We start from the raw sequence: 26,986 nt of genomic DNA, 5'->3' as shown, positions 1-26,986 counted from the left end.
ATTAAGCCAAGGCCTAAGGCATCTCGTCAAACTCTTCACCTTCTTTGTCCACTTGTGGTGGCATTAGGTGTTCACGCGTAATACCTAACTTCATAGCCAGTGCAGATGCAACGTAGATAGAAGAGTAAGTACCAACCGTAATACCCAGTAGAAGTGCAGTCGCGAAGCCGTGAATCATAGCGCCGCCCTGAACGAACAGTGCGATAACTACGAATAACGTGGTACCAGAAGTGATCAATGTACGGCTCAATGTTTGTGTGATTGAGCTGTTCAGTACTTCAGGTGCTTCACCCTTACGCATCTTACGGAAGTTCTCACGGATACGGTCGAATACAACAATGGTATCGTTGAGGGAGTAACCGACGACCGTTAGCAAGGCTGCTACGATGGTAAGGTCGACCTCAATTTGCATTAGAGAGAACACACCCAGAGTGATGATAACGTCGTGCGCCAGTGCTAATACTGCACCCGCAGCCAAACGCCATTCAAATCGCACTGATACGTAGATCAAGATACAGATAAGAGAAACTAGAATAGCAAGGCCACCCGCTTCTGTTAATTCGTCACCCACGTTAGGACCAACGAACTCGATACGACGCATTTCAACTTGCTCACCAGTACCATTCTCAATAGCAGAAAGGATTTGGTTACCAAGCGTTTCGCCCGCTACGCCATCACGTGGACGTAAACGAACCATCACATCACGAGCTGAACCGAAGTTCTGTACCGTTGCATCACCAAAGCCTTCGGCTTCTAGTGCACTACGAATATCAGGAAGGTGTGCCGGTTGTTCAAAACCAACTTCAATCAGAGTACCGCCAGTAAAATCTAGACCCCAGTTCAACGATTTCGTTGTTAGGGTGAAGATAGCAGTACCAATCATCAAGATAGAAAAAACAAAGGCAACCTTTGACCAACGCATAAAGTCGATCATTTTGTCTGCTTTTAGAATCTGAAACATATTAATTCCTAGCCTTAGATCGACAGTTTTTTAACGCGTTTGCCGCCATACATCAGGTTCACGATACAACGTGTTCCGATAATAGCTGTAAACATTGAAGTCAAGATACCGATAGACAGCGTTACCGCGAAGCCTTTGATAGCACCCGTACCCACAGCAAATAGAATGATTGCTGTTAGTAGTGTGGTGATGTTGGCATCGGCGATTGTGCTGAATGCGTTCGCGTAACCTTGGTGAATCGCTTGTTGTGGACTGCGTCCATCTCGAAGCTCTTCACGTATACGCTCAAAGATCAGAACGTTCGCATCGACCGCCATACCGACCGTTAATACGATACCGGCAATACCTGGCAGGGTCATGGTAGCCCCCGGGATCATCGACATCACACCGATAATCAACACCAAGTTAGCCATTAGCGCAACGTTCGCAATCAGACCAAAGCTACGGTAGTAAAGCAGCGTGAATAACATAACCGCAGCCATACCCCAAACCATCGCCATGATACCCATATCGATGTTTTGCTGCCCCATAGATGGACCAATGGTACGTTCTTCTACAATCGAGATAGGCGCAATCAATGCACCAGCACGAAGTAGAAGTGCCAAGTTATGAGCTTCAGCTGTTGAATCAATACCAGTAATACGGAAGTTACGACCAAGTGCAGATTGAATCGTCGCTTGGTTAATCACTTCTTCGTGCTTACTCAAGATCACTCGGCCTTCAGGTGTTTTACGACCGCTGTCTTTGTACTCTGCAAATACCGTCGCCATTAGCTTACCGATATTCTGACGAGAGAACGCAGACATCTTGCTGCCACCTTCGCTGTCTAGCGAGATGTTAACTTGAGGGCGACCATATTCATCAACACTTGAGCTTGCATCAGTAATACTTGAGCCGCCTAGAATAACGCGCTTCTTAAGTACCACAGGACGACCATCACGATCTTGCTTGATTTCGCTACCCGCAGGGGCACGACCAGAAGCGGCAGCGGCTAAGTCAGCACTGCTATCCACTTCACGGAACTCAAGCGTCGCGGTAGCACCAAGAATTTCTTTAGCGCGAGCCGTGTCTTGAACACCAGGCAATTCCACTACGATACGGCTAGAGCCTTGACGTTGAACCAAAGGTTCAGCAACACCAAGTTCGTTAACACGGTTACGTAGAATGGTAATGTTTTGCTCTACCGCATAGTTGCGGATTTCTTGAAGACGAGCCTCTGTGAAGCTAGCAACCAAAGAAAAACGACCATTAGATTCAGAATCTACAAACGTCATGTCTTGGTGCTTAGATTGCAGTAGCGATTTCGCTTCAGCAAGCTGCTCGGCGTTACGTAGAATCACTTCAACCGCATCTTTACCAGATGGGCGAATTGCACGGTAACGGATTTTTTCTTCACGAAGTTCGCTACGGAACGCTTCTTCTTGTTGGCCAACCAGCTTTTGCATCGCAGCGTCCATATCCACTTCCATCAAGAAGTGAACACCACCACGTAGGTCAAGACCAAGCTTCATTGGTGCAGCACCAATAGATTCAAGCCAATCAGGAGTTGAAGCAGCTAAGTTTAAAGCAACGATTACGTCTTCATCTAATGCTTCAGTGATGACATCACGAGCACTAATTTGAGAGTCTGTATCGTTAAAGCGAACAAGAATGGAACCGTTTTCTAGAGCAACGGATTTAGTAGAAAGGTTTTCAGCTTCAAGAGCATTGGTGACAGCATCCAGCGTAGACATATCTACAGAGGCGCCGCGCGCCCCTGTAACTTGAACTGCCGGATCTTCACCGTATATATTCGGAAGTGCGTACAACGCAGCGATGGCGATAGTAAACACCACCATCAGGTACTTCCATAACGGGTAACGGTTTAGCACAGCGAGGATCCTCTAGCTGTTTATAGAGATTTCAGAGTACCTTTTGGTAGCACTGCTGTAACGAAGTCTTTCTTGATAACTACTTCGTTGTTTGCATTCAGTTCGATAGCAACGTAGTCGCTGTCTTCTGCAATCTTAGTGATCTTGCCGATTAGGCCGCCGCTTGTAAGAACTTCATCGCCTTTGCCCATAGAAGACATAAGGTTCTTGTGCTCTTTAACACGCTTAGCTTGTGGACGGTAGATCATGAAGTAGAAGATCACAGCGAACATACCTAGCATGATAAGCATTTCGAAACCGCCGCCTGCTGGTGCACCTTCTGCTGCTGCGTGAGCTTGAGAAATAAACATTTAAAACATCCTCTATTATATTTTCGTAATTGTTTGTCTAATTGGGTCGCATCCCTTTATTTTCAAGCCCCATCACTCGGAAGAGAGATAGGGCTCGCAAAAAAGAAATACTAAGATTCTTTACCTAGTGGTGGCACTTCACGCCCCATTCTTGCGTAGAACTCTGCAACGAACTCTTCAAAGCGGTCTTCATCGATAGACTGACGAATGTCTGACATTACTCGTTGATAGAAACGCAGGTTATGAATCGTGTTCAGTCGAGCACCTAGGATTTCGTTACAACGATCCAAATGGTGTAAGTACGACTTGCTGTAGTTCTTACAAGTGTAACAGTCACACTCTGAATCTAGTGGTGTTGTATCGGTTTTATGCTTCGCATTACGGATCTTGATCACACCTTCAGTCACAAACAGGTGGCCGTTACGTGCATTTCGCGTTGGCATTACACAGTCAAACATGTCGATACCACGACGAACACCTTCAACCAAGTCTTCCGGTTTGCCTACGCCCATTAGGTAACGTGGCTTATCTTCTGGCAGTTGAGGACATGTGTGCTCAAGAATGCGGTGCATATCTTCTTTTGGTTCGCCTACTGCTAGGCCGCCTACTGCGTAACCGTCAAAACCAATTTCAGTTAAGCCTTTAACGGATACATCACGAAGGTCTTCGTACACGCCACCTTGAACGATACCGAACAGTGAGTTCGGGTTTTCAAGTTTGTCGAAGTGGTTACGTGAACGCTCAGCCCAACGAAGAGACATCTCCATTGAGTCTTTTGCTTCTTTGTGTGTCGCTGGGTAAGGCGTACACTCATCGAAGATCATTACGATGTCTGAACCTAAATCTTTTTGGATTTCCATAGACTTCTCAGCGTCCATGAAGATCTTGTCACCGTTTACAGGGTTACGGAAATGAACACCCTCTTCAGTGATTTTACGCATTGCACCTAGGCTGAATACTTGAAAGCCGCCTGAATCAGTCAGGATAGGACCGTGCCAGTTCATGAAATCGTGCAGGTCACCGTGCATTTTCATGATTTCTTGACCAGGACGTAGCCATAGGTGGAATGTGTTACCTAATAGGATTTCAGCACCTGTGTCTTTTACTTCTTCAGGTGTCATACCTTTAACAGTACCGTAAGTACCTACAGGCATGAATGCTGGGGTTTCAACGGTACCGCGTTCAAACTGAAGTTGACCACGACGTGCGCCGCTATTAGTTTTTTTAAGTTCGTATTTTAATTTCACGAAGCCTCCAATATGCCAGAGAAACAATCTGACTGTTAATTCAGAACCTTAGGCCAAACAAAAGTTCAGTCTAGTGGGTTCTATGAGGAGCGGTCGCGTATTCCTTGCGAGAGATTAGACAGACACCCTGCCCGACTCCTAGCTTACTGCTAGCACCCGTAAATTCTAATGTATATCGTTTATAACTAGCTTAAATTAGCTTGTTTTCTTATTGATGAACATGGCATCACCGTAGCTGAAGAAACGATATTCGCTCTTCACTGCGTGATCGTATGCGCCCATCACGTTGTCGTAACCTGCAAATGCACTCACCAACATAATCAGTGTTGATTCTGGCAAGTGGAAGTTGGTAATCAAGCAATCCACCAACTGGTATTCATAGCCAGGGAAGATGAAGATTTCTGTATCACCAAAGAAAGGAACGAGCTCAGTGCCTTTCTTCAATGCATCTTGAGCTGCACTTTCTAGTGAGCGTACTGATGTTGTACCAACAGCAATAATACGGCCGCCACGGGCTTTTGCTGCAGCTACGGCGTCAACCACTTCTTGCGGCACTTCAACGTACTCAGCATGCATGTGGTGATCGTTAATATTATCAACTTTTACTGGCTGGAACGTACCAGCACCAACATGAAGCGTCACGTAAGCAAACTCAACACCTTTTTCTTTCATGTCAGCCATTAGCTTGTCATCAAAGTGAAGGCCTGCTGTTGGCGCTGCAACCGCACCGGGCTTTTCATTATAGACAGTCTGGTAGCGCTCTTTATCTGCATCTTCATCAGGACGATCGATGTAAGGAGGCAGTGGCATGTGACCAACACTGTTAAGAATCTCTAAAACGCTTTGATCAGATGTGAAATGGATTTCGAATAACGCATCGTGACGCGCCACCATTTCAGCTTCATATTCATCGTTCTCACCAAGGAACAACTTGGTACCCGGCTTCGGTGATTTAGAACAACGAACATGCGCAAGAATGCTTTTCTCATCAAGCATACGTTCAACCAGCACTTCAAGCTTACCGCCTGATGCCTTGCGACCAAATACACGAGCTGGAATCACTCGAGTGTTATTGAAAACAACAAGATCGCCTGGCTCAACCAAGTCTAAAACGTCTTTAAACGAACCATCAGCTAGGTTACCGCTGTTGCCATCTAATTTAAGCAGGCGGCTTGCTGTACGCTCCTCTTGAGGGTAGCGAGCAATGAGTTCATCTGGTAGGTCAAAGTGAAAATCTGAAACTTGCATGTGTCTAGTCTTGTCTTAGTTGATGAGATTTGTGCCGTTGACGAATCATAAATCGTAGTTGCTGGATAATCGTTACGGTAAGTCAATCGTTACCAGAAACACATCGCAAACACGACTAAAAATTTCGCAGTGGGCTAGTATAGGCACACGAGCCGCAATAGCAAGGTTTACAGCACTGGATTATTGTAAAGAGGCGTAAAATAATGCGACTGATTCACCTCCTCAAGCTAAAGAATTAGTTGCATAAAACTCACCCAAGAATGCGTCAGATCTCAGTTATTTTTTGGATAAAAAACTATAGTAATAGCAACAAATAAAAAAGAAGGAGGTTCGTATGATCAAGGTTGAAGATATGATGACTCGCAACCCTCATACCCTATTGCGCTCACACTCACTGGCCGATGCTAAGCACATGATGGAAGCACTTGATATCCGCCATATTCCGGTCGTCGATTCCGACAGGCAACTACTAGGTGTCGTCACACAACGAGACGTTCTCGCCGCTCAAGAATCCAGCCTACAAAACATCCCACAAGCTCAATCTTTTACTCTTGCTACTCCCCTCAACGACATCATGCACAAAAGTGTTATGTCGGTAGAGCCGCGTGCAGGATTAAAAGAATCGGCTATCTACATGCAGAAACATAAAGTGGGCTGTTTACCTGTCGTAGAAAACCACGAACTAGTAGGCATTATTACAGACAGCGATTTTGTCACGATAGCGATCAATTTACTGGAGCTGCAAGAAGAAGTAGAGCCAGAAGAAGCAGAAGTAGAGTAACGCTCGGAATTGATATAAAGAAGAGCGGCCAATTCAGCCGCTCAGAGGGATTGTTGTCGCAGCGGATTATTATAGAAGCTCAGATACCACATCCGCTAATTGATGGAATGTCTCACGACGCGAAGAGCTTGGTCGCCAGACAAGGCCAATATCTCGGTAGGCCTGCTGACCAGGAGGATCGATCACAACGAGATTCTGGTTTTCCAATAAACCGTGGTCGATCGCCATTTGCGGAATAAAGGTGGTTCCTAAACCATTGGCCACCATTTGCACCAATGTGTGAAGGCTCGTCGCAGTGAACGGGTTGATCTTCTCTTTATCCGTTAACTTACAAGCCGACACAGCATGCTCGGTTAAGCAATGCTCGTTCTCCAACAAAAATACAGATTCGTCTGGCAGGTCATCGTATTTAATCGGAACGCGAATACCATCAGCTTGATTGCGACTGATCACCATCCGGAAAGGGTCTTGCCCAACAACTTGGCTTTCCATATTGTCGATATCGACAGGCAAAGCCAGAATCAGCACATCTAAGTCTCCATGACGCAGCGCAGCCAATAGGTTGGTCGTTGTGTCTTCACGTAACAGCAAATTTAATTGTGGAAAGCGCTGGTTGGCTTCCTGTACCAAATCGCACAAAAGGAACGGCGCTATAGTAGGAATACACCCGACTCGCAGCTGCCCTTGCATCGCATCCCCGTTACATAGATTTCCAAGCTCTACGAGATCTTGTCCTTTCGCTAGTAGCTCTCGACCGTGCTTGACCACCAGCTCACCTGCTTGCGTGAAAACTAGCGGGCTCTTTTTATCTTTCTTCTCATAAAGCGGGCAACCAATCAGTTCTTCTAGGTTTTGAATGCCTTTACTTAGCGTAGATTGACTGACGAAACAGCGATCTGCGGCATCACTGAAATGACGAGTTTCGTGAAGAGTAACAAGATAGTGAAGTTGCTTAAGACTTGGCCATTTATTCATGAAATTACTTTGTAATATGAGTAGGATAAGTTACACGAAGGTCCTAAGACCTAAGGACTGGGCAAAGATTAAGCTCATCGCTTTTTTCGATTAACTTAATCTATTTAATTCGCTTTTTTCTATAGTACCGATTGTACTATAGTTTGTCCCGTAGAAACGGAGCCCAAACAAAGATGTGTTGGGCCAACTAATTTTTTAGGAGATTCCAAATGGTACTAGTAGGTCGTCAAGCCCCTGACTTTACTGCAGCAGCTGTTCTAGGTAACGGTGAGATCGTTGATAACTTCAACTTCGCAGAATTCACTAAAGGTAAGAAAGCTGTAGTTTTCTTCTACCCACTAGACTTCACTTTCGTTTGTCCTTCAGAGCTAATCGCTTTCGACAACCGTCTAGAAGATTTCCAAGCTAAAGGCGTTGAAGTAATCGGTGTTTCAATCGATTCTCAATTCTCTCACAACGCATGGCGTAACACTGCTATCGCTGATGGCGGTATCGGTCAAGTTAAGTACCCTCTAATTGCTGACGTTAAGCACGAGATCTGCAAAGCATACGATGTTGAGCACCCAGAAGCAGGCGTTGCTTTCCGTGGTTCTTTCCTAATCGACGCTGACGGTCTTGTACGTCACCAAGTAGTTAACGATCTTCCACTAGGTCGTAACATCGACGAAATGCTACGCATGGTAGACGCACTAAACTTCCACGAGAAGAACGGTGAAGTTTGTCCTGCACAATGGGAAGAAGGCAAATCAGGTATGGACGCATCTCCAAAAGGTGTTGCAGCATTCCTATCTGAGCACGCTGACGACCTAAGCAAGTAATTACCTCTTAAGCCCGAACTCAACGCGGGTTAATGGTTGGAAGATTCTCTTTAAAGAGACATAAAGCATAAGCTAATAGCGCAAAGCGCACCGCCAATCAGTTAAGAAGTAAAGTCCTATTAAAAGCCCGAAGTTAACGCTTCGGGCTTTTTGTTTTCCCTCTCCTCGCTCCCCTAGACTGACTCTTGTAATAGATAATTGAGGTAGCGATAAACCTAAACTTTACCTCTATTTTCCCTTATCCCCATCTATTCAGAATCACACCTAGATTGCTATTATTTCATCAGTATCTTTTTGAACGGATAAACACGATGAACACCGAAATTGAAGTCTGTATCGATAACTTAGAATCTCTTCATACCGCACTATCTGGTGGCGCGAATCGAATTGAGCTTTGCTCTTCATTAGCACTTGGCGGATTAACTCCAAGCTTCGGAATGATGAAGCAAGCGGCAATAATTTCGTCGGTTCCGGTCTACGCTATGATACGCCCAAGACAAGGCGACTTTATTTTCGATGATGACGATATGCTCTGTATGCTTGAAGATATTGAAGCTTGTGCAAATGCAGGATTGGATGGGGTCGTCCTTGGTGTGTTAGCGCCGAACGGAAGTATTGATATGCCAAAGATGCAACAACTGGCTGACAAAGCACACTCGTTAAAGCTTGGGATTACCTTCCACAGAGCCATCGATCAAAGCTCTGATTTCCAAGCAGCATTAGAACAGGTCATCACGCTTGGATGTGAAAGAATCCTGACATCAGGGCTTGCTGCTAATGCTGAGCAAGGTATCGATGTATTGGCTGCAATGGTCAAACAAGCCGATGGACGAATTGATATCATGGCGGGGGCTGGCGTTAACGCTGCGAATGCCAAAATGATTCAAAGCGCTACCCAAGTACCTGCTCTTCACCTTTCAGGTAAATCGACAAGGCCGAGTCTAATGGAAAACAACTCAAGTGCTCAAATGGGCAGTGATAATATTGATGATTATCAGATCCCAGTGACAGATGCGAGTAAGATATCTGATGTGAGAGCCGCCCTCACCGCTTAGGGCAATAGTCGCCAGCATAAATCCAGAGAACCTCGCTGACTAATCTAACTGACGTATATTAGATTTAATAGCGCAGAAAACTTTCATGGATAGATATGGCTAAAGACTTATTCAGCTCTCTTGATTTAAACCTGTTACGAACCAAAACATGTTTGGAAGAAACCAAAGCCACGGCTTTCAGGCTGAGATTGGTGTGGCAAGTTATGACGGTACGAAAACGCGCTCAGGCGAAGTAGAAGAGAAAACAACACATGGTATAAGCCTAGGCGGGGCCTACGTTTACCAAGCGACACCAATGCTTGGATTACGTGCTGGTGTTGATATGAATATTTTTGATCACAACAAAACCTTTGTGCCTTACGACACAACGGTCAATTTCAATCTTGGTGCAATAATTAGCTTCTAAAGATAAGCTCTATTTGAGTGCGTCATCAAGGCTTTGATCGCCTAGGTGACGTACATCTTTACCCTTCACAAAGTAAATAATGTATTCGCAGATATTTTGGCAACGGTCTCCCACTCGCTCAATCGCACGAGCTGACCACATCACCTGTAAAATATTTGGGATGTTCTTAGGATCTTCCATCATATACGTCATTAACTGACGAATGACTGCCTCGTATTCCGCATCCAACTTATCATCAAGTTTGTGAACTTCTGCCGCAGCATCGACATCCATACGAGCAAACGCATCTAATACTTGGTGAAGCATGGTGATTGCCTGACGACAAAGAGGCTCTAATGAGACATGAAATTTTTGCTCTTTGGTCGAAGGGATCTCGATCGCGCCTTGAGCAATTTTAGAGGCAACATCGCCAATACGTTCTAAGTCGGTAATGGTTTTGATGATCGCCATAATCAAACGCAGATCTTTTGCGGTCGGCTGACGCTTCGCAATAATACGAGTACATGCTTCATCGATTGAAACTTCCATCGCATTCACTTTGTGGTCATCACGAATCACTTTCTTGGCCAGTTCCGCGTCATCTTTATGCAGAGCTTGCATCGCAAAGGACAACTGCTGCTCTACCAATCCACCCATGGTTAATACGTGTGTACGGATCGATTCTAATTCGACATTAAACTGTCCTGAGATGTGGCGACCAAAATGCATGTCAGCTCCTTAAAAGAAATGAATAAAGCCGTTTTTGTAGAGTGACTTAGCTCTAGATGACGCCTCTGTAGAGGTTAGCCATATCTACCAGTAATGTAGTCTTCCGTTTGATTTTTCAATGGCGAAGTAAATATCGAATCGGTATCTGAGTACTCGATCAACTTCCCCATATGGATAAAAGCAGTATGGTCACTCACACGCGCGGCTTGTTGCATGTTGTGGGTAACAATCACCACTGTGTATTGCGTTTTGAGATCGTTGATCAACTCTTCAATCGTCAAAGTAGAAATCGGATCGAGTGCCGATGTCGGCTCATCTAACAACAGCACTTCAGGCTCAATCGCAACCGCACGAGCGATAACCAAACGCTGCTGTTGACCGCCAGATAAACCAAAAGCATTCTCATGCAACCGATCTTTCACTTCATCCCATAACGCAGCAGCGCGCAGAGAGCGTTCAACCGCATCATCAAGGTCTCGGCTGTTGCTAACGCCTTGTAGCCTCAAGCCATAAACCACATTCTCATAGATAGATTTAGGAAAAGGGTTTGGACGCTGGAATACCATACCAACACGGCGTCGTAAGGTCGCAACATCCACCTTAGGGTGATAGACGTTCTTGCCATGAAGCTTCACTTTCCCGGAAACCTTACAGCCTTCAACAAGATCGTTCATGCGATTAATGCAGCGCAGCAGAGTCGACTTACCACAGCCAGAAGGGCCGATAAACGCCGTCACCTGCCCCTTCGGGATCTGCATCGAGATATCATCAAGTGCTTGGCTCTCTTTATAGTAAAGATTTAGCCCTTCGATCGAGATAGCAATTTGCTCATCCTTCAGATTGTGAACATCAAGTGGTGCTTGGTAACCCAAGGTTTCATTAATCGAGAACATCTAATCTTGTCCTAAGGTTCGGTATTTTTCACGCAAGTTATTACGGATATTGATGGCTGTTAAGTTCAACCCAACAATCACCGTAACCAATAAAAATGAAGTCGCATACACTAAAGGTCGTGCCGCTTCGATATTAGAGGTTTGAAAACCAACATCATAGATATGAAAGCCTAAATGCATGAACTTTCTATCTAAGTGTAAATACGGAAACTGACCATCGACTGGCAAGCTAGATGCCAATTTAACAACACCCACCAGCATAAGTGGTGCAACTTCCCCCGCGGCTCTCGCGATTGCCAAAATTAAACCAGTGATAATCGCTGGGCTTGCCATCGGTAAAACAATGCGCCAAAGCGTCTCAAATTGAGTCGCACCAAGCGCTAATGAACCGTGCCTCACTGCACTAGGAATACGCGTTAAGCCCTCTTCCGTGGTTACGATAACGACTGGAAGCGTCAAGACCGCTAAGGTTAGTGCTGACCAAAGTAGACCCGGCGTACCAAATGTCGGTGCTGGCAATCGCTCTGCATAGAACAACGTATCAATCGAGCCACCAATGGTATAGACGAAAAAGCCTAAACCAAAAACGCCATACACAATCGACGGTACACCCGCCAAGTTAATCACGGCGATACGAATTAAACGTGTTAGTGCGTTGTTTTTTGCGTATTCATGAAGATATATCGCAGCGACTACCCCAAGAGGCATCACGACGATCGACATGAGAATAACCAAAAGTACTGTGCCAAAAATAGCAGGAAACACACCGCCTTCAGAGTTTGAGTCTCGTGGGTTCTCTGATAAGAACTTCCAAACTTGTTTGCCCCAGTGCCCAACCTTTTCTAGGTAAGACATATTATTTGGGTACCAATAATCCAGAATGTGGCTGAGCGAGATCTCGACCAGCTCGCCTGTCATATCCTCAACCAGCAAGCTTTCGACATTAAGTTGCGTTCTAAGGTGCTCAAGCTTAACTTCGGCTTCACCTAACTGGCGGTTTAATTCCAGTTTAGTTTGAGTATAGGTTGTAAGGTATTCATCACTCACTGACTCATTGAGTTCAAGCTTACGCTTTTCTAAGCGCAGGTTTTCCAATTGCCAGCTGATATTGCGAATTTCTTGGTTCACGACACGCGACGTTTCTTTACGTAACGTATCAGCGAACGCCAAGCCTTGTTCGAGCTTTTGGTCTATGTTCGAATCAAAGGTGCCAGAAGCGGTTTTAAAACCCACCGGCTTACCAAAGAAATAACCACCTCGACTTCGTTCAATCACAACCCAATCTAGCGGGGTAGTGGGTTCACGTAAGTTAACATCCAGAATAGAAACAAAGTCCGCAGGGTACAGTTCTCTGTTAGCAACTTTGATGCTTAAGCGCTGTATCAGCCCAGTCGACAAATTTTGAGGAGACAAAAGGTCATGGACTTGTGGAACTTGCTCTATCGGGATGTATTTTCGTTCATATAACTGACCAACCAATACATCTTGTTTTGATACGGTTTCGTCAAGATCGACCACTAGCGATAAGTCTTTGGAGTCAACTTGCCATTGATACAAAGGTGCGGGCCAAAAATAGGTTAAGCCCTTCCAACCAATCAGCAGCATTAGGCCAAGAACAGAAAGCATACTGATGCTCACCGCCCCGCCCGTAAGCCAGATCCACGGAGAGCCCGATTTAACCCAAGATAATAATGACTTCAGTTTATTCATCATGATCGACCTTGCTCTTGGCGTGCTGAAATCAAGGAGCTGCAAAGATCAAGAGACACGCTAGTCAAGCCACTAAAAGCCATTGATACACATTGAGGCAAACCTTTAAAACTACAGCGCACGATATTTATCTCTCAGTCTTTGTCTAACCCACTCAGCAACTGAGTTCACCGCGAATGTAAAGATAAACAGCAAGAGTGCAGCCAAGAACAGCAAGCGGAAATGAGAACCACCCACTTCTGATTCTGGCAGCTCAACAGCAATCGTTGCCGATAAAGTTCTCATCCCTTCCAAAACATTCCAGTCAAGAATTGGGGTGTTACCTGTCGCCATCAAGACGATCATGGTTTCACCAACTGCTCGCCCTAGGCCCATCATAACCGCAGAAAAGATACCTGGACTCGCCGTCAATAGCACCACATAAATAAGCGTCTGCCACGCCGTCGCACCCAACGCTAATGACCCATCAGACAAATGTTTAGGTACAGAGAAAATAGCATCTTCAGCAATAGTGAAAATCGTTGGGATGACCGCAAAGCCCATAGCAAAACCAACCACTAGCGCATTGCGTTGGTCAAAGTCGATACCATAGCTAGCCAAGAAGGTACGAATATCACCACCAAATAACAAGGCTTCAATGTTGTTTCCACCAGCAAACACCGCAACCACTGTAATCACCAATACCGGAATCAATATCAGAGCATGCCAACCGTTAGAGAAGCGACCCGTTACCCTCTTCGGTAAACAGAACCAAACAAGTCCAGTCAACAGTGTGCTCAGTGGTAATAGCATCATTAATGAGAAGACAGCCGTTAAATGTGTTTCAACGATTGGAGCAAACCAAAGCCCAGCCAAAAATCCGATGATCACGGTTGGAAGAGCTTCCATCAGCTCTATCGAAGGCTTCACCACTCTTCGCATGCGTGGAGACATAAAATAAGCGGTGTAAATAGCTCCGAGCACAGCAACCGGCACGGCAAACATCATCGCAAACAGAGCGGCTTTGATAGTACCGAATGTGATAGGTACTAAACTGAATTTCTCTTCAAAGTCATCATTCGCCGACGTTGATTGCCAAACGTATTGCGGCTCAGGGTAACTTTCATACCAGACCTTTTGCCAAAGCGATGAGAATGATATTTGTGGGTATTCATTATCGACCTTAGCCACACTGATGGTGCCATCAATCAGCGTCGCCAGATGCAGTTCATTGGCAGACATAGCCGCTAATTGTGGTGATTTATCAAATGCACGCTCGAACAGCGACAGCTTTTCACTGGTCGTATAGTGGCTTTGTAATGTGCCGTTCTTATAGAAGCTATAAAAACCCTTTCTATAAGTATCAGGAAGAATAAATTGCACTTGTTCAGCAAGTTGGAAGTCTCGAATATGGGTCAGGCTACGCTTTTCATCTTTGAGTACATCGAACCATTGAGAAACCTGTCCGTCCTCATGCGTAACCAACAACGAGTATGCGCCAGACAATAAATCGATGTTTTTCACGGAATGCTTCGCATCATTTAAGCTAAGATCAATCACTTCACGAACATCAAAACCGTTATCTGATAGTTTCAAAACAACCAAATCCGATTGTGCTCGTAGGTATAAGGTTTGCCCATCAGGTGTGACAAGCAGTTGCTGCTGCAAGCCCAACTTATCCGATAGCCATTGGCTCTTCTGAAAAACATACTGACCAGTAAGGTCACTCTGATACCACTTAACCAAGACTCGTTGGTCACTTAACTGCGCGGCAACCGTAATCCCACGTCCATTCTTAGAGAACGCGAATTTGTCGATCGTCGCCCCATTTGAGGGTTCATCATTTAAAAATGGTTCTGGGAGATCGATTTGCTCAATTTTAGGATCGGCTTCACTGCCCTTTTGCAGCACAGGCGCACTATACTCAGGATAGAAAAAAGTAAGGTTGCTTGCACTATCGGCAAAGGCAAACCAGTTTTCTGATGGGGTATTTCGAGAGAAGGCAACAGGATTGGCTAAAACATTTCGCTCAAAGTAAGAGTGTGTATTTTGAGACTCTAAATCCCAAAACTGCACCAAGCCAGATTTTTCGATAGTAAATGCATGCTGACCGTATTCATCAACAGATAAGGCGATAGGCTTTTCTACAGCAACGGTCTTTACGGCTTGGTCTGTCTCTAAACCAGTATCAGAAAACACCGGTAAAATGACCATCGCCAAGTAAACAAAGATCAATACCAGAGCAGCTAGAACACTGACGGCACCACATGTCACTGAAAAACGGACGAGACGATCTTTCAACCATCTTTTTTTGTCGCGCTCTTTCAATGAAAATTGGGCTGAAGCCATCTGTTTATCTACCTTTTTTTAGCTACTGACATAATATGTACGTTAGATGACAATTATATTACAAGTTACGTTAAACAACTGAAACTAATAACAAGTTTGTTAGCCATATTTCTTAAAGTAAGATCATAGATTTTGTGAATTTTGCCATTCTAATTTAAAGTAATCAGCTCTATAGCCAGTACTCAAGGATTCTCATCTCGATGGAAAAAGACTATGTCACAAAAGAACTTAGCTGGTTATCCTTCAACGAAAGAGTGCTCCAAGAAGCGGCAGATAAGTCAGTCCCCTTAATCGAAAGAGTTCGTTTTTTAGGTATTTACTCGAAAAACCTCGATGAGTTTTACAAAGTCCGATTTGCTGATGTGAAGCGAAAGATCTTACTTCAAGATCCACAGCTAACCTCCAACTCGCCGAAAAGCCTACTGACTAAAATGCAGAGCAAAGCAAGCAAGCTCGATGCTCAATTCCATGAACTGTATAACGACTTGCTATTGGAATTGGTACGCAATCGTATTTTTCTGGTCAACGAACAACAAATCAGCGAAGAACAAAGTGGCTGGATAAAAAAGTACTTTAAGAAAAAAGTGCTGCCACACTTAACTCCGATTCTCTTGAACGAAGATAGCCAGTTACTTAATATTCTCAAAGATGAACAAAGTTACTTAGCCATCGACATCGAGCGTGATGCATCATCTCAATATGTCTTACTCGAAATCCCATCAGAAGCACTCCCTCGATTTGTTAAGTTACCGGAAACTTCGGGTTCGCAGCGTACAACTTTGATCTTGTTAGATAATATAGTTCGATTTTGTTTGGATGACTTACTTAAAGGATTCTTTGAGTATGACTCATTGCGTTGTTTTGCGATAAAAATGACACGTGATGCCGATTATGATCTGCAAGAGGACAATGAAAATAACCTATTAGAATCGATGTCTTTAGGTTTAGAACAGCGCTTAACGGCACTGCCGATACGTCTGATCTATGAATCTGAAATGCCAACTGAAATGCTCAACTTCTTACAAGTCAGACTTAAACTGTCTGACTATGACAGTGTCATCGCAGGTGGTCGCTATCATAACTTCAAACATTTCTCTGAGTTCCCAAGCCTTAACCGACGTGATTTAGTTAATCGTCCTCTACCCGCGATTAAGTGCGCGCATTTCAGCCATTACCCAAACTATTTTGAAGCGATCAAAGCTCGTGACATCTTGTTGCATTACCCTTATCACACCTTTAATCACATTACTGAACTTGTGAGGCAGGCTTCCTTTGACCCGAAGGTAACCGCCATAAAAATAAACGTTTACCGTGTTGCAGAAGGCTCCAAACTCCTTAGCTCAATCATCGATGCGGCACACAATGGAAAAAAGGTCACAGTAGTTGTCGAACTGCAAGCTCGCTTTGATGAACAGGCCAATATTCAGTGGACAAAGAAACTTCAAGAAGCCGGTATAAAAGTCATCCATGGCATCCCAAGTTTGAAAGTCCACTCCAAACTGCTGCTCATTAAACGGAAAGAAGGCAAGCATACGGCGCATTATGCCCATATTGGCACCGGTAACTTTCATGAAGTAACAGCGCGCGTGTATACCGATTTTTCTCTGCTCACTGAGAATGAAGATTTGACCCAAGAGGTGAGACAAGTCTTTAAGTATATTGAAAACCCTTATCAAAAATCACAGTTCAAACAACTGATTGTGTCACCGAAGAATACAAGAAAACGTCTGTATCAGTTGATAGATAATGAAATACAAAACGCGATGGAGAACAAGCCTGCAAGCATCACTCTAAAACTCAACAATTTGGTCGACCGAGAGATCATTGAGAAGCTCTATCAGGCCAGCCAAGTCAATGTAAAAGTGAGAATGGTCATTCGTGGCATGTGCTCTCTTGTCCCTGGCATACCCAACATCAGTGACCATATTGAGATTGTCAGTGTGGTCGATCGTTTTCTTGAACACCCAAGAGTGATGATCTTTGGTAACGCTGGAAAGCCGAAAGTCTATATATCTTCAGCTGACTGGATGATGCGAAACTTCGATCATCGGATCGAAGTCGCCACTCCAATTTTAGATCCAAATATCAAGCAAACCATTATCGATATCACCGAATTTCATTTCGATGACAGCAACAAAGCTCGAGTGCTAGACCAAGCGATGAGCAACCCTTACATAGAAGCACCAGCAAACCAACTCGAATACCCGACGTCACAACTCTCCACTTACCACTATATTAAACGTATGGAGAAACTTGCTCGCAAGAAGTACAAACAAGAGAAGAAATCATGCCGCTAATTGATAACAAACATTCTCGATGTATTGCCGCTATCGATTTAGGTTCGAACAGCTTTCATATGGTGGTTGCACGAGTATTCGATCAACACCTGCAATTAGTCAGCAGACATAAACAGAAAGTGAGATTAGGCGATGGGTTGGATGAGCATAACTTCTTATCCGAAAGCGCTATCGAGCGAGGTTTAGAGTGCCTCAAGGTATTCGCAGAACGACTAGCGGATTTTGAACTTGATGATGTCAGAGTCGTCGCGACTCATACCCTAAGAAAAGCCAAAAACGCTAAAGACTTCTTAGAGCAAGCCAAGCCACTGTTTCCTTTTCCAATAGAGATCATTTCCGGTCAAGAAGAAGCTCGAATAATCTATAACGGAGCAGAACACACTCAAACCGCTTCTGAATCTAAGTTGGTTATTGATATCGGTGGAGGGAGTACGGAACTCGTCGCCGGACAAGGCTTTACTCCTCTAATTATGCGCAGTTTACCGATGGGATGCGTCAACTTCACTCAACGTTTCTTTGCTGACGAAGGGCTAACTTCGCGACACTTCTCAGATGCTTATACCGCAGCTACTCGTCTATTGATGCCATTGATTGAAGAATACACAAAAGCCCCTTGGGAAATCGCTTTTGGCTCATCTGGTACCACGAAATCAATAAAAGAAGTACTCATTGGCTTAGGGTTCACCGATGGTCTCATTACGCCCCAACGCCTGTCCTATTTAAAGAATCACTTATGTGAGTTTTCATCATCCAACACCGTAAATCTTTCAGGCTTAAGTGATGAGAGAAAGCCTGTGTTTGCTGCAGGCGTCACCATTCTTTCAGCAGCAATGGATACGCTAGACATCAAGGAGTTACATTTTTCTGATGGTGCCCTGAGAGAAGGCGTTCTTTATGACATGGAGGATAGGTTTAAAGATATTGATATTCGAACAAGAACTGCCGAAACGCTCGTCTCTCGATACCATGTAGACGTAACTCATGGCGAGAAAGTGAAAGTGCTCGCTCTTTCATTGCTGAAACAAGTACAGCCTCAAGTGACAACTGCGGTCACTAATGAGCTGTATGATCTGCTTGGTTGGGCTGCAGTACTTCATGAGGTAGGACAAAGCATTGCATTCCAAGGCTATCACCGCCATTCGGCTTATCTGCTTAAGCATACGACAATGCCAGGCTTTAATACTGAGCAACAACGCCTTATATCAGCATTGGTTCGCTATCAAAGAAAAGCGCTCAAACTACAAGATTTGCCGGAACTTTCTCTGTTTACTCAGCAACAAGTCACCCTGCTGATTCGTATATTGAGACTCGCTATCTTACTCAACCGTCAGCGAAATCAAGCACTGGCCCCAGACGTGACTCTAACGATTGAACAACAGGATAACTGGGAATTGAAAGGAACTAACAGCGATTGGTTGGCCCAAAACCAACTGCTTGATTATGAGCTCAGAGAAGAGCAACAACGTTGGAAAAATGCAGAATGGTCGTTGCAGCTAAAATAACGAACAGTCAAAATAAAAACAGCTTGCGACGCGCAAGCTGTTCATACGTTTTTTTCTAAGTTTGTCTTAGCCTGAATTAGAGCCCGACTTTTGCCAATTCTTGCTCTGCGAACTCAGACGGTATCGCTAAATAACCATCTTTTTCTACAAGCTCTTGTCCCTGCTTTGAGAATACAAAAGTAAGGAACTCTCTCTCAACCGGAGAAAGTGGTTTATCCGGATGCTTATTCACATACACATAGAGAAAACGAGATAGAGGGTAATCACCACTCAAGATATTCTCACGCGTAGGCTCAACATAATTAGAGCCGTGCTCTGCAATAGGAATCAGCTTAACACCTGCTACGCGGTAGCCAATGCCCGAGTAGCCAATCCCACTGATGGATGAAGCGACCGACTGAACGACTGAAGCCGAACCAGGTTGCTCATTGACTCGGTTTTTAAAGTCACCGCCGCACAGTGCATTCTGTTTGAAGTATCCATAAGTCCCCGATACAGAATTACGACCAAACAGTTGGAATCGATGTTTTGCCCACGGTTGGTCAATGCCCAAATCTTGCCAATTATTTAGCGGCTTAGTCGCTCCGCAACGCAATGTCTCTGAGAATATACTGTCAATCTGGTGAAAGTTGAGCCCTTCAATAGGGTTATCACGATGCACAAAAAGTCCAATCGCATCGATAGCGACTCTCAGTGCTGTCGGCTTATAGCCATGCTCTCTTTCAAACGCTTCGACTTCTCGTAGGCGCATTGGACGACTCATTGGTCCAAGGTGAGCAGTGCCTTCCGTTAAAGCAGGAGGGGCAGTAGAAGAACCAGAAGCTTGAACTTGAGCGTTCACATTCGGGTAGTAAGACTTGAACTCTTCCATCCATAATGTCGTCATACCCGCCAAGGTATCCGAACCAACAGACAATAGGCTCCCTGAAATACCCGGCACCTTAGCGTAATCAGGCAGTGAGTCGACACCCTGATCGGCATGAACTGGGTTAACCAAAGCAAATGTTAACAATAAGCTTACGGGTAAACGCATCCTGCGTGTCACACAACTCATGACACTGTCAGTCGATTTGGCAATGTAAAATGGAATCGACTACCGACACCTACTTCACTTTGAATTTCTAAATGTGAGTCATGATGACTAAGCGCATGTTTCACAATCGCCAATCCAAGACCACTACCACCTGTATCACGTGAGCGTGCTTTATCTACACGATAGAAACGCTCTGTGAGTCGATGTAAGTGTTGTGGCTCGATACCGTCTCCGGTGTCTGATACATCCAAACAAGCACCTTGACTGGTCTGGTACCAACGTACCTTAACCGTCGCGCCCGGTGGTGTGTATTTCACTGCGTTGTAAACCAGATTCGATATAGCACTTCTCAATTGATCTTCATCAGCAAGAACGCGTAGGCTCTTATCGATATCAAACTCAAGCTTATGCTCTCGATCACCACTTAGGCTTGCCGCTTCTTTCTCAAGAACCTCAAGCATCGCCGGAACGTTCACCACTTCATCGAGCTCATGCATCGGCGCAGCTTCGATTTTTGAAAGTGTTAATAGCTGATTGACCAGACTGTTCATGCGATTCAATTGCTCAGTCATCACACCATGAGCCTTAGGCCACATAGGCCCAACGACCATGTCTGGATCTTCCGTCATTTCAAGGTAGCCCTGAAGTACGGTCATAGGAGTACGTAGCTCGTGAGAAACGTTAGCAAAGAAGTTACGACGCATGCCTTCTAGCTGTTTTAGCTGAGTAACATCACGTACCACCATCAGGTGTTCACCCTCGGTATACGGCACGATACGAAGCTCAAGCATACGTTCCACGTTAAGTGGCGAAGGCATCTCTAACGGTTCTGAAAAATCTTGTTTATTAAGATACTTGATGAAGTCCGGCGTGCGGATCAAGTTAGAAATCGGTTGTCCTGAATCGTCTGGCCAGCGAAACCCAAGTAAGTACTGAGCTAGCTTGTTACACCAAACGATATTCCCTTCTCCACGAAATACCACAACGGCATCGGGAAGGGATTCTGCACCGTTTCTGAAACGGCGAATAAGGTTGGTCAGCTCTTTACGTTTGCGACGCTGTCTCTGCTGCATACGATAAATACCGTTAAACAGAGACTCCCAATTCCCAGAACCTGATGGTGGCGTTAGACGCTTCTCATCCCACAACCATGCGGACAAGCGCATTTGGTTGTGTAGATGCCAGCCGAGCTGCAATACCGTAGCAGCCAGCAGTAACCAAGGTAGGTAGCCGAATATCCATCCAACCAAAACCCAAGGTGCGTAAAAAAAAGCCAGCTCCCAAGCCAGCTTTTTCCAGGTTAACTTTTCAACCATTCAGGACTCCGTAAACTGGGTAGCGAAGCCACACTAAGCCTTTGTAGAAAAACGGTAGCCCGCGCCGCGAACCGTTTGGATTAGCTTGTCGTGACCTGCAGATTCAAGTGCTTTACGCAGGCGTCGAATATGTACATCAACCGTTCGGTCTTCAACGTAAACATTGGTACCCCAAACGTTGTTAAGCAGCTGCTCTCGGCTGTATACACGCTCTTGGTGCGTCATAAAGAAATGCAGCATTTTGAATTCTGTTGGTCCCATATCAACTGGACCTTCACTTGCGGTCACGCGGTGTGATACTGGGTCTAATTTAAGGCCCTGTACATCAATCACATCTTCCAATGCCGTTGGTGTTACACGACGAATCACCGCTTTAAGGCGAGCAACAAGCTCTTTTGGCGAAAACGGTTTGGTAATGTAGTCGTCAGCGCCAACTTCTAAACCGCGAACCTTATCTTCTTCTTCACCACGAGCTGTTAGCATCACCACTGGGATGTTGCGAGTTAACTCTTCACGCTTCATGTGCTTGATAAAGTTTATCCCGCTACCACCAGGTAGCATCCAATCTAGTAATACTAGATCTGGGAAAGGTTCACATAGCTTGTTTACCGCTGTATCGTAATCTTCAGCCTCTACTGCTTGGTAGCCTTTTTGTTCAAGCACGAAGCACAGCATCTCACGAATAGGTGCTTCATCTTCAACGACCAGAATCCTTCTCGACATAATTGAATAGCCTTTGTATTTAATCAACGCATTGCATTATCTGAGTTAATTATGACACTTTTGTGACCTTTGAAAACAAATTTTCATATAACTGTCTCAAACATTTCACTTTATAACTTTTGATACAGAGCTAGGGACAAATCGAATTAGATCTCATATCATGAAGCACTTCTAAAAAGGTATGAGAAAAATTTATGTGGTTTAAAAATTGCCTAGTCTATCGCTTCAACCGTGATATTGATTTCAACGCAGATCAGCTAGAGAAACAACTTGAAGAATTCCGCTTTACTCCTTGTGGTAGCCAAGACAAACAGAAGTTTGGTTGGGTACACGCAATGGGTAGACATGGCGATATGATGACGCACGTATCAGAAAACCGCATTCTTATCTGTGCAAAGAAAGAAGAGAAAATGCTACCCGCTTCTGTGATCAAAGAATCATTGAACGCAAAAGTAGAAACGCTTGAGGCAGAGTCTGGTACCCCTCTGAAAAAGAAAGAGAAAGACAGCCTAAAAGAAGACATCATCATTGATCTACTTCCTCGTGCATTCAGCCGCAGTAACTTTACTTATGCGCTGATCATGCCAAAAGAAGGTTTCATTGTGGTTGATGCGAGCAGCTACAAAAAAGCAGAAGACGTATTAGCATTGCTACGTAAGACAATGGGTAGCCTGCCAGTAGTGCCAGCTATCCCAGAGCAAGCGATCGAAACGACTCTTACAGAATGGGTGAAATCAGGTGATACGCCACAAGGCATCACTATGCTTGATGAAGCAGAACTAAAATCTATTCAAGAAGACGGCGGTATTGTTCGAGTTAAGAAACAAGAACTAGAAGCTGATGAGATTAAAAACCACATCGAAGCCAATAAGATGGTGACGAAACTTCTTATCAACTGGCAAGACCGTATTGAATTCATTCTTGCAGAAGATGGCAGCATCAAACGCCTAAAATTCAGTGATGAGCTCAAAGACGAAAACGACGATATTCCTCGTGAAGATCAAGCTGCGCGTTTTGATGCGGACTTCTCTCTACTTTGTGGTGAGTTCAGTGTTTTCCTTCCAAACCTATTTGAATCATTAGGCGGGTTAACTCAACCTAACGCTTAATCAGTCAAACTATAGGCTCAGGTGCTAACGGTATCTGAGCTTATTTCTCACTAAGTTCTCACTTATATCTGCCTCTAGACCCTCTTGTTAATGTCATTGCTATCTTTAGGGCTATCAACCAAACTCATTTTAGCGTAAAATTTGCGCCCCTTTGATATCACTTGGTGCTATCAACCTGACTTGAGATCAGATTAGAGAACGAAGCAATGACTACACAAAAACCATTTGTACCTGAACTATTATCACCGGCAGGAAGCCTTAAAAACATGCGTTACGCATTCGCCTATGGCGCAGATGCAGTTTACGCAGGCCAGCCACGTTACAGCCTTCGTGTTCGTAACAACGAGTTCAATCACGAAAACCTACAAATTGGTATCGATGAAGCTCATGCTCAAGGCAAAAAGTTATATGTTGTATGTAACATTCAGCCGCACAACTCTAAATTAAAAACATTCATTCGCGACCTTAAACCAGTTGTCGACATGGGCCCTGACGCGCTTATCATGTCAGATCCTGGTCTTATCATGATGGTTCGTGAAGCATTCCCTGAAATGCCAATCCACCTTTCGGTTCAAGCAAACGCAGTAAACTGGGCGACCGTTAAGTTCTGGTCAACTCAAGGCGTTGAGCGTGTAATCCTATCTCGTGAGCTATCGCTTGAAGAGATCGAAGAGATTCGCGAACACTGCCCAGAAACAGAGCTAGAGATCTTTGTTCACGGTGCACTTTGCATGGCTTACTCAGGCCGTTGCCTGCTTTCTGGTTACATGAACAAACGCGATCCAAACCAAGGTACTTGCACCAACGCTTGCCGCTGGGAATACAAAACAGAAGCAGCGAAAGAAGACGAAAACGGTCAGATCGTTGAAGCAAACCCTACTGGTGTTGCTATTCAAGAAGTAGAAACGCAAGACATTGAAGTTCAAGATGAGCGTCCAGACAACACACTAGGCCTTGGTAAACCAACAGACGAAGTGGTTCTGCTTTCTGAATCACACAAGCCAGAAGAGAAAATGGCAGCGTTTGAAGATGAGCATGGTACTTACATCATGAACTCAAAAGACCTTCGTGCAATCCAACACGTTGAGCGCCTAACGAAGATGGGTGTTCACTCTCTGAAGATTGAAGGTCGTACTAAGTCTTTCTACTACTGTGCACGTACTGCTCAGGTTTACCGTAAAGCTATTGACGATGCAGTGGCAGGCAAACCATTCGATGAAAGCCTAATGGGTACACTAGAGAGCCTAGCTCACCGTGGTTACACTGAAGGCTTCTTACGTCGCCATACACACGATACATACCAAAACTACGAGTACGGTTACTCTATCTCTGACACTCAACAGTTTGTTGGTGAGTTCACAGGTAAGCGCCGTGGTGACCTAGCGGAAGTAGAAGTGAAGAACAAGTTCCTAGTAGGCGACAGCTTAGAAATGATGACACCGAAAGGTAACGTTGTTTTCAAACTAGAAGTTATGGAAAACCGCAAATCTGAAGCGGTCGACGATGCGAAAGGTAACGGTCACTTTGTATTTATTCCTGTACCAGCAGATCTAGATCTAGAGTACGGCTTGCTGATGCGTAACTTGAGCGAAGGCCAAGATACACGTAACGCATCAGGCAAATAATTTTTACTTAAGCGACTTACTTGAGAAGAAAATAATGGCTCTGTTAATTACTGACAAGTGCATAAACTGCGATATGTGTGATCCTGAATGCCCAAATGGTGCAATCACTATGGGCGACAGCATCTTCGAGATCGATCCTGATTTATGTACAGAGTGTAAAGGTCACTATGAAAAGCCAACATGCCAGTCAGTGTGTCCGATTACAAAATGCATCATCACTGACCCAAACCATATTGAAACTGATGACGAGCTACTTGAGAAGTTTGTTATCATTCAAGGCTTGACCTAAAAGAAGAAAGGTTCAACTTAACCATAAGTTGAACCTTTTTTTTTCATCCTGATTTTCCGATTGGATAAATATTGCAGAAGAGCTCTTTTTCAAATTGATATTCGAGTCGTTCTCGCCAGTTTATTGATTGAGCTATAGGAACAAGATAAAAGTTTTCCCTGCTGGTATCGGTCACAAATGCCATTCCATACTGCATCAATTCATAGTGAACATCATTTACGAAACTAGGGTCTAAACGTTGTCTGCCTGTTAGCTGATTGATGTCATCTCTTGAAATTGAAATACCCGAGCTTTCAGCGTTGAACCTATGTCTTAACCATTCTGAAAATTCCTTCGCACAAATCATAGTCATAGTCTTATCCTTGAATTATCTATCGACGGGTATCAGACTCTGATTTCGCATACTGCATATAAGCCGTATCTTTCACCCCAAAACACTCAATCCCTGACCAAACCTTGTCAAATTCGCCATCGCCCTTGCTGATACCGTTATTGCTTTTATTAATATCAAACGATGTTCTTAATCTCGTGTTTATAAACTCTAGACAAAAGTGTGATATTTCTCCAGTTTTAGAGTCGAAAAAACCAGTGGCAGTACCACTGTAAAAAGCCTCGATGAACAGGATTACTTATTCGATATCAAGGCCAAACACTGACTTGGCATCACTTTAACTTTTTTCTTTTTCTTAGTTTTCGCTACTTTTTTAGGAGGTGGAACTGGAACAGTCTTTGGAGCCCAACTTGCAAGTTCATCTCCACAACCGTCACCTTTAGGAGGGCTCGCTTGAGCTATGCAGTTTGAACTGCCTTCAGGACACTTTAAACGAACGTGGAAGTGGGAGTGGTGTCCCCACCAAGGTCTTATTTTGCCTAACCAAGCTCTATCATTAGCGTCAGAGTTTTCTTGTTCACAAAGGGTTTGCTTGATCACTGGATGAACAAAAATACGCACCACTTTTTCATCTTTCGCCGCATAACGAATAACTTGAAAATGATCATCGGTCCAATTCGATTCACGCAATTTGTAGTTGGTAAGATCCACAACGCTCACAGGTTTAGGCACAGCTAATTCGTTCTCTGACAACCTCTTACTGGTTAACCTTAGCCATATATCAATATCTAACCCTGTTTGATGACTTGAATGACCTGAAGAAAAGCGCCCTCCTCTGGGAAGAGAAATATCACCGATCAATAAATTAGTATTGAGCTTCTCGCTGGTCGTGACTCCTAACCTCTCAATAAACTTTATAGCTTCTGTATGGCCATAGTAGCGCTCTCTTTGAGGGCGAATGATCTGATACCCCAAACCATTAATAGGCAAAGCCTGCGCGCCGTCTAGACAGCCATTGGCATAGCTTCCAATTGATGAGGGTGAATTTTTAGTAGGGTGACTCTCTTTTTCCCACGAAGTTGCTGATAGAGAAAATGAACAAAAGAATACAACCAGTGCAAAAAAGAACCTCATAATAATCCCAAATTACTGACGCTTACTCATTATATTAGTCGCCATTTAGGATTAGGTGCATATCGTACTTAAGTTTTTGGTGGTAGCTAGTGAATTATACCAATTAAAGTAAAAATGTGATCTAATTAAGATTGATGAATTATTGTGAAATTTAGCCATGGATAGCCTTAATAACACTGACTTCAAAAAGCTTGCGAGCCAGCAAAAAACCATTCAGATGAAGATGCGTTTACTTGCGCTCGCACACTTTAAAGACGGCCTCTCTCGTACACAAAT

23 protein-coding genes and 1 pseudogene are annotated in these 26,986 nt (G+C 44.3%); 9 read left to right on the top strand and 15 right to left on the bottom strand.

What is annotated here, in order from left to right; translation table 11 throughout:
* Positions 1-13 precede the first annotated feature (13 nt).
* From secF to queA, 5 genes are all read right to left on the bottom strand, one after another.
* Positions 14-961 carry a protein translocase subunit SecF gene (secF, locus tag AB4249_RS19320; protein WP_017062837.1) on the bottom strand — a complete coding sequence of 316 codons (948 nt, stop codon included), beginning with the start codon at positions 959-961 and terminating at the stop codon, positions 14-16.
* A 14-nt stretch (positions 962-975) separates the two neighbouring features.
* Positions 976-2,832: a protein translocase subunit SecD gene (gene secD, locus AB4249_RS19315; RefSeq protein WP_102320714.1), complete on the bottom strand. Its 1,857-nt coding sequence runs from the start codon at positions 2,830-2,832 to the stop codon at positions 976-978.
* Between the two features lie 20 nt (positions 2,833-2,852).
* Complete coding sequence (gene yajC, locus AB4249_RS19310) at positions 2,853-3,182, bottom strand: preprotein translocase subunit YajC (protein WP_010440492.1); 330 nt, start codon at positions 3,180-3,182, stop codon at positions 2,853-2,855.
* Between the two features lie 110 nt (positions 3,183-3,292).
* Entirely contained in the window at positions 3,293-4,429 is a 1,137-nt protein-coding gene (tgt, locus tag AB4249_RS19305; protein WP_017056177.1) for a tRNA guanosine(34) transglycosylase Tgt, read from the bottom strand.
* Positions 4,430-4,624: 195 nt separating this feature from the next.
* Positions 4,625-5,677: a tRNA preQ1(34) S-adenosylmethionine ribosyltransferase-isomerase QueA gene (queA, locus tag AB4249_RS19300; RefSeq protein WP_017062523.1), complete on the bottom strand. Its 1,053-nt coding sequence runs from the start codon at positions 5,675-5,677 to the stop codon at positions 4,625-4,627.
* A gap of 334 nt (positions 5,678-6,011) precedes the next feature.
* Here queA and AB4249_RS19295 point away from each other — a divergent pair, with 334 nt between their 5' ends.
* Entirely contained in the window at positions 6,012-6,458 is a 447-nt protein-coding gene (locus tag AB4249_RS19295; protein ID WP_017062524.1) for a CBS domain-containing protein, read from the top strand.
* Between the two features lie 69 nt (positions 6,459-6,527).
* Here the strand turns inward: AB4249_RS19295 and AB4249_RS19290 are convergent, their stop codons facing one another.
* Entirely contained in the window at positions 6,528-7,433 is a 906-nt protein-coding gene (locus AB4249_RS19290) for a hydrogen peroxide-inducible genes activator (protein ID WP_017062525.1), read from the bottom strand.
* A gap of 209 nt (positions 7,434-7,642) precedes the next feature.
* On the opposite strand from AB4249_RS19290, the gene AB4249_RS19285 reads away from it, so the two are divergent.
* From AB4249_RS19285 to AB4249_RS19275, 3 genes and pseudogenes are all read left to right on the top strand, one after another.
* Complete coding sequence (locus AB4249_RS19285) at positions 7,643-8,251, top strand: peroxiredoxin C (protein WP_017062526.1); 609 nt, start codon at positions 7,643-7,645, stop codon at positions 8,249-8,251.
* 311 nt (positions 8,252-8,562) lie between these two features.
* Complete coding sequence (locus AB4249_RS19280; protein WP_372104468.1) at positions 8,563-9,306, top strand: copper homeostasis protein CutC; 744 nt, start codon at positions 8,563-8,565, stop codon at positions 9,304-9,306.
* Positions 9,307-9,448: 142 nt separating this feature from the next.
* A pseudogene (locus AB4249_RS19275) lies at positions 9,449-9,712 on the top strand (hypothetical protein); the annotation flags it as partial.
* A gap of 9 nt (positions 9,713-9,721) precedes the next feature.
* On the opposite strand, the gene phoU reads toward AB4249_RS19275, so the two are convergent.
* The 4 genes from phoU to AB4249_RS19255 all read right to left on the bottom strand — a co-directional run bounded on the left by phoU (position 9,722) and on the right by AB4249_RS19255 (position 15,351).
* Positions 9,722-10,420 (bottom strand): phosphate signaling complex protein PhoU, encoded by a 699-nt coding sequence (gene phoU, locus AB4249_RS19270; protein ID WP_004735072.1) that lies wholly within the window; start codon positions 10,418-10,420, stop codon positions 9,722-9,724.
* 74 nt (positions 10,421-10,494) lie between these two features.
* On the bottom strand, positions 10,495-11,313 hold the full coding sequence (gene pstB / locus AB4249_RS19265; RefSeq protein WP_009848269.1) for a phosphate ABC transporter ATP-binding protein PstB: 819 nt from the start codon (positions 11,311-11,313) through the stop codon (positions 10,495-10,497).
* Positions 11,314-13,023 (bottom strand): phosphate ABC transporter permease PstA, encoded by a 1,710-nt coding sequence (gene pstA / locus AB4249_RS19260; RefSeq protein WP_050619859.1) that lies wholly within the window; start codon positions 13,021-13,023, stop codon positions 11,314-11,316.
* 111 nt (positions 13,024-13,134) lie between these two features.
* The gene (locus AB4249_RS19255) at positions 13,135-15,351 is read right to left on the bottom strand and encodes an ABC transporter permease subunit (protein WP_372104466.1); all 2,217 of its coding nucleotides are present in this window, start codon (positions 15,349-15,351) and stop codon (positions 13,135-13,137) included.
* Between the two features lie 200 nt (positions 15,352-15,551).
* Between AB4249_RS19255 and ppk1 the strand changes: the two genes are divergently transcribed.
* The gene (gene ppk1 / locus AB4249_RS19250; RefSeq protein ID WP_372104463.1) at positions 15,552-17,648 is read left to right on the top strand and encodes a polyphosphate kinase 1; all 2,097 of its coding nucleotides are present in this window, start codon (positions 15,552-15,554) and stop codon (positions 17,646-17,648) included.
* On the top strand, positions 17,639-19,150 hold the full coding sequence (gene ppx / locus AB4249_RS19245; RefSeq protein WP_372104460.1) for an exopolyphosphatase: 1,512 nt from the start codon (positions 17,639-17,641) through the stop codon (positions 19,148-19,150). Before ppk1 ends, ppx begins: the two co-directional genes overlap by 10 nt.
* Positions 19,151-19,226: 76 nt before the next feature.
* Here ppx and AB4249_RS19240 read toward each other — a convergent pair whose 3' ends face one another.
* From AB4249_RS19240 to phoB, 3 genes are read right to left on the bottom strand one after another with little or no spacing between them, the layout of a single operon-like run.
* Positions 19,227-20,204 (bottom strand): PstS family phosphate ABC transporter substrate-binding protein, encoded by a 978-nt coding sequence (locus AB4249_RS19240; RefSeq protein ID WP_032546748.1) that lies wholly within the window; start codon positions 20,202-20,204, stop codon positions 19,227-19,229.
* Positions 20,201-21,499: a phosphate regulon sensor histidine kinase PhoR gene (gene phoR / locus AB4249_RS19235; protein ID WP_019823041.1), complete on the bottom strand. Its 1,299-nt coding sequence runs from the start codon at positions 21,497-21,499 to the stop codon at positions 20,201-20,203. Before phoR ends, AB4249_RS19240 begins: the two co-directional genes overlap by 4 nt.
* 33 nt (positions 21,500-21,532) lie before the next feature.
* On the bottom strand, positions 21,533-22,222 hold the full coding sequence (gene phoB, locus AB4249_RS19230) for a phosphate regulon transcriptional regulator PhoB (RefSeq protein WP_004735064.1): 690 nt from the start codon (positions 22,220-22,222) through the stop codon (positions 21,533-21,535).
* A gap of 194 nt (positions 22,223-22,416) precedes the next feature.
* Here phoB and rdgC point away from each other — a divergent pair, with 194 nt between their 5' ends.
* The 3 genes from rdgC to AB4249_RS19215 all read left to right on the top strand — a co-directional run bounded on the left by rdgC (position 22,417) and on the right by AB4249_RS19215 (position 25,245).
* Positions 22,417-23,331, top strand: coding sequence for a recombination-associated protein RdgC (gene rdgC, locus AB4249_RS19225; RefSeq protein ID WP_017062534.1), 915 nt, complete (start codon positions 22,417-22,419; stop codon positions 23,329-23,331).
* 206 nt (positions 23,332-23,537) lie between these two features.
* On the top strand, positions 23,538-24,956 hold the full coding sequence (gene yegQ / locus AB4249_RS19220) for a tRNA 5-hydroxyuridine modification protein YegQ (RefSeq protein ID WP_017062848.1): 1,419 nt from the start codon (positions 23,538-23,540) through the stop codon (positions 24,954-24,956).
* Between the two features lie 34 nt (positions 24,957-24,990).
* Positions 24,991-25,245, top strand: coding sequence for a YfhL family 4Fe-4S dicluster ferredoxin (locus tag AB4249_RS19215; RefSeq protein WP_004735061.1), 255 nt, complete (start codon positions 24,991-24,993; stop codon positions 25,243-25,245).
* Positions 25,246-25,288: 43 nt separating this feature from the next.
* Here AB4249_RS19215 and AB4249_RS19210 read toward each other — a convergent pair whose 3' ends face one another.
* Both AB4249_RS19210 and mepA read right to left on the bottom strand, forming a co-directional pair.
* Positions 25,289-25,597, bottom strand: coding sequence for a hypothetical protein (locus AB4249_RS19210; protein ID WP_017062536.1), 309 nt, complete (start codon positions 25,595-25,597; stop codon positions 25,289-25,291).
* Between the two features lie 273 nt (positions 25,598-25,870).
* The gene (mepA, locus tag AB4249_RS19205; protein WP_029235577.1) at positions 25,871-26,710 is read right to left on the bottom strand and encodes a penicillin-insensitive murein endopeptidase; all 840 of its coding nucleotides are present in this window, start codon (positions 26,708-26,710) and stop codon (positions 25,871-25,873) included.
* Positions 26,711-26,986 lie beyond the last annotated feature (276 nt).

This window comes from Vibrio sp. 10N.261.55.F4 (genome assembly GCF_041470465.1).
GTDB classification, from domain to species: Bacteria; Pseudomonadota; Gammaproteobacteria; order Enterobacterales; family Vibrionaceae; genus Vibrio; species Vibrio crassostreae_C.
This window is presented reverse-complemented; position numbering and strand designations above follow the sequence as displayed.